Below are 13,224 nucleotides of genomic sequence, written 5' to 3'. Positions count from 1 at the left end.
AAAACATAGGACACAACAGAAATTGTCATAAAAATCTATAATTTTAAACTAAATTTCTGACATCAGCCTTTATAATAAGAACATCTTGGTCTATTATCTCGTGATGCGTTCAGTTAGTATTCTAGGGTAGTTTCTTTTAGATAGTTAAGGACAAGAACGTAAAACCAAGTGTTTTTCTCGATTGATTTTAGGTGGTGTGAGATGTTAGAACGTTTGCTACTGGCTAGCACAGTAACGTGTTTATTATACTTTTCAGTTCAAGTAGGTCGCTCTTCGGTTAGTCCGACACAGACTAATCGACCCTTTGGGTATGTAACACTTGAGGGCTCGTCTCTGCCAGACTCCCGAAGAGCATGGGCCGATTTTACCGTCTCTAATCCAAATTCTGTATTCAGTCAGCTTATTTTTTAGTTTGTGATGATAACTGTTGGGGGAAGAACTTTGTCAATAAAATTTACTAACCAAACCTAGGTTGCATAGTTAGTTTTTAAGAAGCCTTCCCCTTCCCTGGAACATCGGCGTTGATTACAGAGATGTCTTTAAAGAGTCAAAATCAGGAAGACAATTGTTGTTTATGTAGTCAATATATCTCTCTTTTTCCTGATTACATTTATGTTCATCCCAGCCACAATGTAGACTTAGAACTTCCGTTAGACTTGGTAGTAAATCTATTCCATAATCAGAATGCATAGCAAGAGTGGTACGGCGACGCATAATGTCTACTAAAGTGTAAGCTAGCTCATTACGAACTGCATAAACGATTTGAGCTTTAATATCGGGGAGTTCAGGGGCGATGACCGTAGCTAAATCCGGTTCTGAATCTGTCAATGCTAAAATATCTATAGTTTTAGATCCATACATTGAAAACAAATGATCAATAGTATGGCTAGAAACACAATCATGGTATTTCGTTAGCACTTCTTGCATACGAGGATCACCTGGTAAAATACAACCCGGAAGAGGTTTATTTTCTGTTGGACAAGGAGGAATAGGTTTTCCTTGTCGCTTGAAGACCAAGTCAACTATTTCTTCGCCTACTTGGCGATAAGTGGTCAGTTTACCTCCAATCAAAGAAATTAGATTAGTTACTCCCTCTTTAGTATGATCGAAGAAAATATGTTTGCGAGTTATACTGCCAGGCTTTTTCCCTTCAGCATTAGGAAGAGGACGTACTCCTGAATAGGTGAATTTTATGTCCTTACGGGAAAGTTGAGCATTAGGAATAATGTAGTTAGTTTCTCTCAATAAATAGTCAATTTCATCATCATCAGCTTTAAGTTGATCAAGATTGCCTTTAAATGATTGATCTGTGGTTCCAATTAAATACATTCCATCCCAAGGTACAATAAAGAAAGGACGACCATCAGACTTAGCCTCTACATAAAGACTGGTGCTAGGCGCTCCAACAAAGGGATTAACGATAATATGACTACCTTTTGTTCCACCAATTTTCTTTGTTTTACCTATGGGGGCTTCTTTATTATCTTTCATCCCCAACTGGCATACATAATCTACCCAAGGTCCTGCCATGTTAATTACTATTGACTTATCATGGCCATTGACTATAAATTCCTGGTCTGTCCAAAAGTCTTTACAAGTCAGAGAAGAAATTCTATTATTTTGACGGTGCAATTGAGTTACTTTAACGTAACTGAGAACTGTCGCTCCAGCTGCTTTAGCAGAGAGAATATTTTCTAAACATAATCTCTCTGCGTAAGTTACTTGACCATCATAATATTGTGCTCCTCCAGTCAAACCATCTGAATCGATAGAAGGAAAAAGTTGTTTAAATTGGGCGGGGGGCAACATTCGATGTGGAGGAAGTGTTTTATCCGCACTGAAAATATCATAAAGTATCATGCCCGCCCAAATTTTCCAATAGGGACGAGAGCGTTCACGATATATAGGAATAGTTAGTAGTAAAGGTTTAACTAAATGAGGAGCGGTATGGAGAAGAATTTCTCTTTCTCTTAGAGATTCTCGTACTAAAGGAAATTCAAAATATTCTAGATAGCGTAACCCTCCGTGAATCAAACGAGTTGACCAACTCGAAGTTCCACAGGCAAAATCGCCTTTCTCAATAAGGATCGTTTTTAATCCTCGTAAAGCGGCATCTCGAGCTACGCCAGCACCGTTTACACCACCACCGATAACAATCAGATCATAAGTCGCTTGTTGAATCTCATTAAAATTTCGCATGACCATCATTCCTTTTGTTTAAGCTCATCAAGAGCAATTCTTACTTGATTAGATTAGAGCAATTCTTAGTTAGATTGAAGAGAAGTCAAAATAAGAAAAAGTCCTCCAGCTAAAACTAAATGACTTTTTTTAGTGATCCTCCATTCAATAAACGTCACTTTTCTGGGACAGTTTCGTGTTTCATGTCCCTAAACAACTTAAACAGACGGTCTGCCCAATAGCCGACATCATAGGTTGTCACAGTTTCGTACATCTTAGTCATTCGTTCCTTTTGTTCTTCAGGAGACATGGCTAAAGCTTCTTCCATTGCTTGATCCATGCGATCAATTGAGTATGGATTAGTCAAAATCGCTTGAGGAAGTTCAATGGCAGCTCCAACAAATTCAGAGAGAATTAACACCCCATCTTTACCTTCATGAGCAACAATATATTCCTTTGCTACTAGGTTTAAGCCATCTCGCAGAGGAGTTGTCCAACAAATGTCGGCGACACGATAGTAGCAGAAAAGCTCTTCTAATGGCAGAGGTTGAGTAAACAGTCGGATGGGGGTCCAATCAAACTTGGCATATCGTCCATTGATTTTTCCTACTAGCTGTTCAATCTGCTTTTGAGCTGTTTCATACACTCGCATTCCGGTAGCAGGTTGCACACAAGTCATGACAAGATTAATCTTACCATGTAAGTCAGGACGACGTTCTAATAAACGTCCAAAAGCTTCTAATTTCTCACTATTTCCTTTGACATAGTCTACTCTGCCAGCAGCAACTAATAACTTGCGCCCTTGTAGTTCTTCTTTGATCTGCTCAAGTCTGATCCTAATTTCTGGTTTGTTCAGAACTTCAAGAATATTTTTGGGGCTAGTCCCCACAGGAAAGGCATCAATATTAACGATTTGTCCTTTATAGGACAGCTTTGTAGTTCGTTCAGGTTCAGCTAAAGCAATACCCACAGGAGTCATGTGTCCAGCCACTTTTTCTCTCTGGACAGTTTCCACTGCTCGCAAACTGCGAGCTACATTTACAAAATTTTCTGAATATCGAGGAATATGAAATCCGACAACGTCACAGCATAGCAAACTATCCACAATAGCTTCGCGCCAAGGCAGAATGTTGAATATATCCACTGCCGGAAAGGGTGTATGGTGAAAGAATGCTATCCTAACATTCGGCATTTTCTGTCGGATGTAATAGGGAACCAACCAAAGATTATAATCATGGACCCAAATTAAGGCATCATCAGCCGCTTCTTTGCAGGCAGCATCTGCAAAGAGACGGTTAATCTCCATAAAGTTTTCCCAATCTGATGACTCGCTTGTAAAATGAGATGGGAAAGAATGGAGAATCGGCCAAAAAGCCTCTTTCGAAGTAATGTGATAGAAGTGTTTAACTTGATTAGCATTTAGGGGAATACGATGAACAGTGTAACTTGCGTCTTCTTCTACAGTAACCTGTTCTATAAACTTAGCTCTTTGTTTAGGATTAACCTGCTTCCATGCAATCCAAGTCCCCTGACGGACATCAGTAAAAAAGTTTTTTAGGGTTGGTACAATTCCATTGGGACTTTTCTTCGGTCGGTAGTGGATCTTTCCATTTTCCACCACTTCATCGTAAGGTTCGCGGTGGTATAGAATGACGAGAGATGACTTCATAATCTATCTTTAATCTTTACTAGTCAGTGTTTGTCGCGAGTTGTTGGCTTTCCAGACTCTCAATGAATGATATATAGACTTTTGCGTTTGTTTCTCCTACATCTCCTACAGGAGAAAGAGAATATATTTTGTGGCTAAATGCGCCTGAATAGGTATTCCTTGAGTTTATTAGTCGGTCGCATACTCGCATACATTGAATTTAAAGCTTGTCGTTTTGGTCTACTCTTGTTACTAATGAATCCTGACGTAAGGGACAGCTTTTGATTGACTCAACTCACTCACTCGGTTTAGGATTTTCTATTACTTCACCCTCATAATGAATCAGAAGAATAAACACCCTGAACCTAATTTGTTTATTTGTTTTGCATAGATCTATGCGATGTATTTTAACATAAATTCACAGTGTTGGGGATGAAATATTTAGGCATAAATTAGGAGCATTCCTAATCCTGCAACAAGGGCAAATAGTTAATAAACCATAAAGAATTAACATGATTATGGTAAACTCTCTTACCATCTGGGGGAATGGTCCGGGCTCGAACTTTCAAACAAGGACATCTTCACATTAGTCATCAGAGAATGGAAAGTTATGGTAGTTAAAAAGCAATTTTCTAGTTTTAAAAACCTGCTAGCCACTTCCAAAGTTCCTGTGTTGGTTGATTTTTATGCGACTTGGTGTGGTCCGTGTAAAATGATGAGTCCTATCTTAGAACAGGTCGGGACTCATTTTAGAGATCGTCTACAGATTATAAAGATTGATAGCGATAAATATCCGGAAATATCTTCTCAATACGGAATTCAAGCTCTACCTACTTTAGTTTTGTTTAAAAATGGTAATCCAGTTGAGCGTATTGAAGGAGTGGTTCAAGCATCTCAACTGATTCAGCATTTACAAGATCTCATTTAAATTGTTGATAGCAAATTATGATTACTTAATCGCTATCAATTATTTGATTTTAATTTATAGACTCGTTAAAGAAATTGAGTTTATTGTATTCAGCTTTGCTTAATTCAGGGGGCTGTCCCACAACTGATTTATATATCCGAATATATTCGGCGGTAGACTTATACCAACTAAAGTTTTGGGACATGCATCGTTGTTGAAGTTTTTGCCAATCTTTTTTAAAGCGAAATCCTTCCCAAGCTCGTATCATACAAGTTAAAAAATCTAAGGGTTCATAACGGTCGAAACAGTATCCAGTGCCTGTGTTTTTAATAGGATCATAAAATGGTACCGTATCCACCAATCCACCAGTACGACGAACTATGGGGACACAGCCATAACGCATAGCCAACAATTGACTAATACCGCAAGGTTCAAAACGAGAAGGCATTAAAAAAACATCTGAACCAGAATAAACTCGTCGGGAGAGAGCATCATTGTAGAGAAGTTGTACCGACATTCTACCGCGAAAGCGAGAGGCCATTTGCCATAGTCGGTTTTCATAATAGCGGTCTCCAGTCCCCACAATGACTAATTGAGCATCGGTGTAGGCCATAAATCGATCTAGAATCTGTATTACGAGATCAATTCCCTTTTGTTCAACTAGACGAGTCACCATCCCCATCAATAAAATATTCCCATTCACTTCTAGACCTGTTTCTTCTTGTAGTCCAATCTTATTAGCTTGTCGTCTTTCTAGAGTATCTTTTGTGAAGGTTTTATACAGAAGCTTATCGGTGGCTGGGTTATAGTTTTCCACATCAATACCGTTTAGAATTCCTGCCATATTTTCATGAATATGGGAAAGTAAACTTTCTAATTTTTCTCCATATTCTGCTGTTTGAATTTGTTGAGCATAAGTTGGAGAAACGGTGGTAACCCGTCCAGCAAATTGTAAGGCCGAAGCCATAACGTTGTTTCCTTGCATATACCAAGGACACCATGTTATCTGTTCTAAATAACCGCGCCATGGACCTTGATAAGCTAAATTATGAATAGTAAAAACTGTATTAATATCAGGAGTTTGGTGCATCCAAACGGGAATCATCCCAGTATGCCAGTCATGACAGTGGATAACATTTGGCTTCCAAAAATTCCAAGCAAATTCAGCTGCTCCGTTGGCAAAAAGAGTAAATCGCCAAAATTCATCATCTCCATGATAAATACGACGGGGGGTGAAAGCGGGATGTCCAAATAGATATAATGGAACATCGCTATTCGGCAAGGTAGTTTCATAGATAACAAAATTTTGAAACATGGCATTTCCTTGCCAAATAGGAGCCGGAGGAATTCCTAATTTATCAGCTAGAAAGCCATAATAGGGGATAAAAATTCGTACATCATATCCTAATTTATGTAAAACTTTTGGTAAAGCACCGACTACATCTCCCATACCTCCAGCTTTTGCGAGAGGAGCGACTTCTGCCGCAACAAATAAAATCCGCATCTTTGCTCCGTGTGTCTTGGTGTTAGCTTTCTGATCGATTATACGAGAGTTGATTAATCTTGACATCGTTAAAAGTTGAACACGTAGAAGTAAATTATTGACTTTTTATTATTGTGAGTATAAGAACTCTAATTTCTAAATTAACACTATTTTTTAGTTATTTAATTTTCCCAAAAATTAGCTAACTTATTAGAAAGCTACTCTATTATATAGATTAATATTTACAAGATAAGTTAATTCATGTATTTTTAGTATAATTTTTGCTTAAATCTAAAAACAATAATATTTTAAACTGTTGAATAGCTAAGTTAAATATAGTTTTTAAAAAATGATTGGGCGATATAAAAATAATAAAAGTATAAGCATCTATTTTTATTATAAAAATGTTTTCTATTTAACAAATGTGAATCTATTCTTAGTATTGTCAAATTTTGATACTTATAGTCTTAAAATCTTTTTAAAATTGGCATAATAGTAGTACATATATATATTGCTATGGTGCTGTATATATGTTTTAAGTTGCACTCTATATATTATCTGTTAGAATTGAGTTACATTCTTGAGATAGTTCTTACTATACTTAGACAGTAAGCAGTCCTTATTTTGTTTGCGATTATTTAAACAATAAACTATTTACAATATTGGACTATATAACTATCGAACTATCAGGGGTCAAATTTATTATGAAAAACGATACACTGGACATCGATCATTCACACCCTACTAATAAATATAAAAATTATATTTTAAGAACATCTTTAACCTATCTTTCTTTAATCTTATTAGGAATTATAATAGGTGCTGGGGGAACTTTTACTATAAGTAAAACTAAGTTCTTAGCAAAAAATAGTGAACTAACAGAAAAATCTCAGATTGAAAAATCTCAGATTGATGAATCTTCTGAGCAATTTATTCTCTCTCAAAATAACGGAAATTTTGTAACTGATGTTGTTAATAAAGTAGGGCCTGCTGTTGTTCGTATTGATGCCTCTAGAACAGTCACAAATGAGATTCCTCTGGTTTTTGATGATCCATTTTTTCGCCGCTTTTTTAGATCTGAAATTCCCGGAGTTCCGCAGGAAAAAATTGAAAGGGGGACAGGGTCGGGCTTTATATTAAGCAAGGATGGAAAAATTCTTACTAATGCCCACGTTGTTGCAGGTACAAAAGAGGTAACTGTTACTTTAAAAGACGGTCGCACGTTTGAAGGTGCAGTGTTAGGAACTGATACTTTAACAGATGTAGCTGTCATTCAAATTGAGGCCAATGATTTACCTAAAGTACAACAAGGAAATTCCGATGATCTTCAGGTAGGAGAATGGGCGATTGCGATTGGCAATCCTCTAGGACTGGATAATACAGTCACAACTGGAATTATTAGTGCAACAAGACGATTGAGTTCTCAAGTTGGAGTACGTGATAAACGAATTGAATTTATCCAAACCGATGCAGCAATTAATCCTGGTAATTCAGGGGGACCTTTACTTAATTCTGACGGACAAGTCATTGGCATAAATACCGCTATTATTCAAAATGCGCAAGGGATTGGGTTTGCAATTCCTATTAATAAAGCAAAAAGAATTGCTAATGAATTAATTGAACATGGGAAAGTAGAACACCCATTCTTAGGAATTCAAATGGTAGAAATCACACCTGAGATTAAAAGAAAACTACAAGAAAGCCAAGGATTGAATCTCACAACAGATCAAGGGGTGTTGATTACCAAAGTTGTGTCCGATTCCCCTGCTGAGCAAGCAGGATTAAAAGCAGGAGATGTTCTTCAAGGGATTGGGGAACATCTCCTAAATAATCCTGGGGAAGTGCAAAAAACTGTGGAAAAAGCCAAAGTTGGGGAGACGTTACAATTACAAATTGAACGAAATGGAAACTTGCTAAATTTAAATATTAAAGTTGGAATATTGCCAGATTAGCTAATTACCAATAATGAATACTCTCATTATTGGTAATTAGCTAATCTGGTATGCTATTACATTCTAATATCGAAAAGTAGTACTAATCATTGGTAATTCCAGTAGTAAACCACCTCAGATAATTTAAAATACAGAAAAAGTTATCGGTGGATTTGTTTTTTGCAGGGGTGACTTATTACTTTCATCAATTTTGTAAAAGATTAAGAATTATCTAAAAAAGTTTGCTAGGAGGTGCAAAGTTTATTTTATGTTAATTAGTATTGCTTTTCTTTTTGTGTTAGAGAGATACTTTCTTAGTCTGTGACAACATTCCATTAATCAGATAATCACCTGATAATAATTAACTTATCAAAATTTTTATACATTTTGTACTATCACGAACTTTACAGTCAATAACTAAGTATCGACTAGAATGTATGTTTATATTTTTGACTTTATAAAGTTTATTCTGTAAGTATTAAATTTTATAAAAAAATTTAGAAATTTTTGTAAACTACATTGTTGGTTTGTATCAATATTATTGATTAATATCCTTGATAGCAGATAGAAATTATTATGGACTAGATTTCATAATATCTTCTTAAATATTTTTATATATTAACCGTATATGATAATAATTTCTTCGTACAAACAAGATAATTCTTATGAAAGAAAAGAAATTATATTATTCAACTATAAACATAATAAGGTAGTAAAGTTAATAGTTCTTTGATTGCTAAAGTCTTAGATTTTGGCGTGATAATTATCACTATGCAGTGAAATCAATATTACACTTCCACTATCACTAAGAATTTAGCTACTAAATCCCTAGCAAACACTGAATGCTGAAAAACGACGATATTGAGGTAGAGACTTTATTCTTTAAATAAAACCGACAAACAAATTAAGTCCATAATGTTAGGAATATACAATTGACTTACCCTCAATTTAACTCAATAGCAAAAATAATATTTTCAAACTTTTGCAATGATTGACTTAGGTTATCATTAACAATGATGTGGTTAAATTCTCTGCTAGCTATCAATTCTTTTTTAGCTTGTTCTAGACGACAAGTAATAGCTTCTTGTGAGTCCTTGTCTCGTCCCCTCAGACGGCGCTCTAATTCCTCTAAAGATGGAGGTAGAACGAAAATTCTGAGAGCATCAGGAAAAGTTTGTTTAATATTTCTTGCTCCTACTACATCAATTTCTAATAATACTTTTATCCCTGAGTTAAGTTTTTTTTCTATATCAAAACGAGGAGTACCATAGCAATTGTTAGCATATTCTGCCCACTCTAATAATTCTCCCTGGTCGATCATCTTTTTAAATTGGGAACGTGTAACAAAATAGTAATCTTTTCCATCTATCTCTCCTCTACGAGGAGAACGGGTAGTAGCAGAGATAGACAAATAAAGGTCATTATGGCGTGCTAGTAAGGAACGAACGAGCGTCCCTTTACCAACTCCACTAGGCCCCGTCAGTACTATAAGCTGTCCTGATGGCATGGGGAATTTTACCTTTAATTACCGTTAACATGAGTGTCTTTGCTGACGACGAATCGATGGGCAACGGTTTCTGGCTGAATAGCTGAAAGTACCACATGACTTGAATCAGTCATAATTACTGCGCGGGTTCGGCGTCCATAAGTAGCGTCGATAAGTTGTCCTCGATCACGCGCATCGGTAATAATACGCTTAATAGGTGCTGATTCAGGGCTAACAATTGCGATCACTCGATTAGCAGAAACGATGTTCCCAAACCCAATGTTGATCAGTTGTATATTTTCCATAATTTTAACGGACGTACCGTGTGAGAAGTAATTGATAAACCACCATTACTAATGGTATCGATAAAAATCAAGACTTACAACGTCAAAACCTATATAACCATTTATTTTTCAGTTTTTTTACCTTTTTCTCATAATTTTTTCCCTAATTGTCTTAGGTAATCTCTGTGTTATGCCATAAATATGGTGGCTATGATTCCCTATAACCGTCATTTTTTTCTAAAAATTACTATATTCAACATATATATAGGATTATATATTGTTGTCTTGATATCAATATTCTCTTAACGATAACTTTGTTTTTGTAAAATTTATATCAGTATCGGAAAGATAATTGTAGTCAAGAGAAATTTTTGCTAGAAATACAAATACAATAAAGTGATTGTCTTTGTTATCAACAAATAATTACTTTATTCTAGGACAGAATTGTACAAATCTTACTTTATATCGATGAAATGTGACTTTAATTCTTTTATAAACAGTTTTTGAGTATAAAATTGTTTTATCCGTCACATTGTACAATTACTTAGATTATTTTTTCGTGGTGAGTAAAAAGCTTACAGAATGGCACGATACACTCAAAGGGTGTAATTTTTACAATTCATAGATTTATAATTCATAGATATTAGCCAATGATTTCAACAGAAGAAACTCTTCTAGGTAAATCTTTAGAAGAGTTGACCTATTGGGCACAACAACAGGGACAACCAGCTTATCGAGGCAAACAACTTCATCAGTGGTTGTATCAAAAAGGGGCACGATCTCTAGAGGAAATCCATATTTTTCCAAAGACTTGGCGTGAAAAACTGAAAAATTATCCTGTTGGTCGTTCAAAAATCAAATATCGTACTATTTCTCAAGATAATACTCGAAAATATTTATTATCTCTTGATGATGGCTTAATTATTGAAGTTGTTGGCATTCCCACCACTAAACGTCTAACTGTTTGTGTTTCTTCTCAGGTAGGGTGCCCCATGGCTTGCAACTTTTGTGCTACGGGAAAGGGAGGCTATGATCGTAATCTTAAAGCTCATGAAATCGTGGATCAAGTTTTAACAGTTCAAAAAGATTTTCAGCGGAGAGTAAGTCATGTTGTCTTCATGGGAATGGGAGAACCGTTACTTAACTTCGAAGCGGTAATCTCCGCTATAAAAATTCTTAATCAAGATATGCAGATTAGTCAGCGATCATTGACTATTTCTACTGTAGGACTGCCTCAAAAGATTATTAAATTAGCTAACCAGCACCTGCAAGTTACTTTTGCTATCAGTCTTCATGCTTCTAACCAAGCCTTGCGAGAAAAATTAATCCCCAGTGCGAGCTCTTATCCCATAAAGCAATTATTAGAAGATTGCAGGAAATATGTTGAAATCACTCGACGGCGAATAACTTTTGAATATATCTTGTTAGAGGGAGTTAATAATTTTTCTTATCATGCTATTGAATTAGCTAATAAATTACGGGGATTTCAAAGTCATGTTAATTTGATACCTTATAATCCTATTGAAGGAGCTAACTATCAACGTCCTAGTCAGGATAAAACTCAAACTTTTGTCAATATTCTTAAACAACAAAAAATCGCTGTTAGTATTCGCTATTCACGAGGATTAGAAGCTAACGCTGCTTGTGGACAGTTACGATATTCAGACTCGTTTTAAAATAAATTAGTAGCAGCATTTAATACTGCTACTAATTTACCAAGAGAATAATAGGCATTAAATTAATTTCAAGACAAACCATTATAAATAAAATCAAAAAAAATTATAACTCTAATTTTTTTTGATTTTATTTATAATGGTTTGTCTTGAGGTAAAAACTTTCTTGAAACTTGTAACAAACAATCAAATAGAAGTATTTAAAATTGTAAATACTTTTTGTACTATAAAAATATAAAGAGTTTAATTAATTTTTGTATAAGTTTATTTGTAATTAACTTAACTCAGTTTTAGATAAATATATTAACAAAATAGACATATAATACAACTATATTACTACAGTGATATAGTTGTATGCTGTTTAAGCAACATAACACAGTAGAAGATATTAAATTCATTGATTAAAATAAAATAAATAAGAATCTAGCAGTAAACAAATTTATAAATTAATAGAATAAAATTCTAGCTAAATGTAGCTTAACATAAAATAAATTAATGAAATGTTGCTATTTTGTCTAAGAATATTTTTTCAGTTTATATATAGTAATAAAAGAGATGGAATATATTAAAAAACTAATACAAAAAACATTTGTCTTAGAATAGACATGAATACAGTTAGATAGATGTAAATTAGTATAACATATTCTACTGAATACTATAAAAAAAGATAAAGACTATTGATTATTCTAAAATAGTTGTTCTAAAACTAAATACCTATCAATGTTGTATATAATCCAAATCGTATCATTGTTGACGTATATGGATACAACCTGATATCATCAGAATACGGTAACAAATCAAGCACCAACTATTAATTATCAACAATCAACTTTGAATTGATTTATGTCAGAAGAATTGCTAGTCACAAACATCACCGGAGAACCTTTTCAACCAGTAAGAATTTACTACAAAGTTACTAATAAAAAAACTATTTTAGGAGTTTTTAAGAAACTGAAATGTGTGGAGTATGACCCAGCACGTAAGTGCTGGGTTTGGTTCTATAAAGCTGAAGCAGAAAAAATAAAGTTTGAAATTTCATATAACAAAATCCCTAAAGAAAAACATCCAATTATTATAGGCTATTTTATTTTTAAGACTGATCGAGAAATGTTATTAGAATTGCGTTCTTTTGAACGAGTGATTAAGGCTCTTAATTTTTTTACTAAAAGAATTAACTGGCGGGTAGCCGAACCTACTCGACTACGAATTGTTAATAAATTGTTTACTACCCCCCCTCATACTCAACTTTCTATACCTAATTATGATGATTTCTTTGAGCGAGATGATGTTTGTATCCGTAATGCTGAACTTTTAGAAAAAGAGTTAATGGAAATTGAAAATCAACATGATGATCCTGAAAAGAGAAGTGCAGCAATTGATACTTATTTCAAAGAAAAGAGCAAACTTCCTTTACCTGAAACTGAGGAATTGAGTATTAATATACACGGTGGAGGTATAGAGGTTCTCAACCTTGCCCTGAAAATGAAACACATTGAAACTTTAGAACGTTGGAATGGAAATGAAAACTTTGTCATGCAAGATCTGATAGAGAGAATGTTAGAACATATTCCTGAAGATGAGTTAAAAAAACAGGAGTCAAAAGACAGTTAATTATATGTATTCTTGGTGTAATC

General features: G+C 34.7%; 9 protein-coding genes. 4 read left to right on the top strand and 5 right to left on the bottom strand.

The window, feature by feature from the left end:
* Positions 1-525: 525 nt before the first annotated feature.
* The gene (gene glpD, locus OXU93_RS06490; RefSeq protein WP_267383369.1) at positions 526-2,199 is read right to left on the bottom strand and encodes a glycerol-3-phosphate dehydrogenase; all 1,674 of its coding nucleotides are present in this window, start codon (positions 2,197-2,199) and stop codon (positions 526-528) included.
* 154 nt (positions 2,200-2,353) lie between these two features.
* The gene (ggpS, locus tag OXU93_RS06485; RefSeq protein WP_267383368.1) at positions 2,354-3,847 is read right to left on the bottom strand and encodes a glucosylglycerol-phosphate synthase; all 1,494 of its coding nucleotides are present in this window, start codon (positions 3,845-3,847) and stop codon (positions 2,354-2,356) included.
* A gap of 589 nt (positions 3,848-4,436) precedes the next feature.
* Here ggpS and trxA point away from each other — a divergent pair.
* A complete protein-coding gene (gene trxA, locus OXU93_RS06480; protein ID WP_267383367.1) occupies positions 4,437-4,754 on the top strand; it encodes a thioredoxin in 318 nt (105 codons plus the stop codon).
* A 49-nt stretch (positions 4,755-4,803) separates the two neighbouring features.
* Here the strand turns inward: trxA and glgA are convergent, their stop codons facing one another.
* Entirely contained in the window at positions 4,804-6,237 is a 1,434-nt protein-coding gene (gene glgA, locus OXU93_RS06475; protein ID WP_267384835.1) for a glycogen synthase GlgA, read from the bottom strand.
* A 683-nt stretch (positions 6,238-6,920) separates the two neighbouring features.
* Between glgA and OXU93_RS06470 the strand changes: the two genes are divergently transcribed.
* A complete protein-coding gene (locus OXU93_RS06470) occupies positions 6,921-8,168 on the top strand; it encodes an HhoA/HhoB/HtrA family serine endopeptidase (RefSeq protein WP_267383366.1) in 1,248 nt (415 codons plus the stop codon).
* A gap of 922 nt (positions 8,169-9,090) precedes the next feature.
* On the opposite strand, the gene gmk is transcribed toward OXU93_RS06470, so the two are convergent.
* Together gmk and remA are read right to left on the bottom strand one after the other, a co-directional pair.
* Positions 9,091-9,654: a guanylate kinase gene (gene gmk / locus OXU93_RS06465; protein ID WP_267383364.1), complete on the bottom strand. Its 564-nt coding sequence runs from the start codon at positions 9,652-9,654 to the stop codon at positions 9,091-9,093.
* A 14-nt stretch (positions 9,655-9,668) separates the two neighbouring features.
* On the bottom strand, positions 9,669-9,938 hold the full coding sequence (gene remA / locus OXU93_RS06460; protein ID WP_267383362.1) for an extracellular matrix/biofilm regulator RemA: 270 nt from the start codon (positions 9,936-9,938) through the stop codon (positions 9,669-9,671).
* 629 nt (positions 9,939-10,567) lie between these two features.
* Here remA and rlmN point away from each other — a divergent pair.
* Together rlmN and OXU93_RS06450 are read left to right on the top strand one after the other, a co-directional pair.
* Positions 10,568-11,593 (top strand): 23S rRNA (adenine(2503)-C(2))-methyltransferase RlmN, encoded by a 1,026-nt coding sequence (gene rlmN / locus OXU93_RS06455; RefSeq protein ID WP_267383361.1) that lies wholly within the window; start codon positions 10,568-10,570, stop codon positions 11,591-11,593.
* Positions 11,594-12,433: 840 nt separating this feature from the next.
* Positions 12,434-13,201: a hypothetical protein gene (locus OXU93_RS06450; protein WP_267383360.1), complete on the top strand. Its 768-nt coding sequence runs from the start codon at positions 12,434-12,436 to the stop codon at positions 13,199-13,201.
* Positions 13,202-13,224 lie beyond the last annotated feature (23 nt).

The sequence above is a fragment of the Cyanobacterium sp. uoEpiScrs1 genome (assembly GCF_947331815.1).
Classification (GTDB): Bacteria; Cyanobacteriota; Cyanobacteriia; order Cyanobacteriales; family Microcystaceae; genus Rippkaea.
This window is presented reverse-complemented; position numbering and strand designations above follow the sequence as displayed.

Coding starts and splice junctions, on each gene's coding strand:
- OXU93_RS06470 (WP_267383366.1), top strand. CDS start 6,921: ATGAAAAACGATACACTGGACATCGATCATTCACACCCTACTAATAAA.
- remA (WP_267383362.1), bottom strand. CDS start 9,938: ATGGAAAATATACAACTGATCAACATTGGGTTTGGGAACATCGTTTCT.
- rlmN (WP_267383361.1), top strand. CDS start 10,568: ATGATTTCAACAGAAGAAACTCTTCTAGGTAAATCTTTAGAAGAGTTG.
- trxA (WP_267383367.1), top strand. CDS start 4,437: ATGGTAGTTAAAAAGCAATTTTCTAGTTTTAAAAACCTGCTAGCCACT.
- OXU93_RS06450 (WP_267383360.1), top strand. CDS start 12,434: ATGTCAGAAGAATTGCTAGTCACAAACATCACCGGAGAACCTTTTCAA.
- glgA (WP_267384835.1), bottom strand. CDS start 6,237: ATGCGGATTTTATTTGTTGCGGCAGAAGTCGCTCCTCTCGCAAAAGCT.
- gmk (WP_267383364.1), bottom strand. CDS start 9,654: ATGCCATCAGGACAGCTTATAGTACTGACGGGGCCTAGTGGAGTTGGT.
- ggpS (WP_267383368.1), bottom strand. CDS start 3,847: ATGAAGTCATCTCTCGTCATTCTATACCACCGCGAACCTTACGATGAA.
- glpD (WP_267383369.1), bottom strand. CDS start 2,199: ATGCGAAATTTTAATGAGATTCAACAAGCGACTTATGATCTGATTGTT.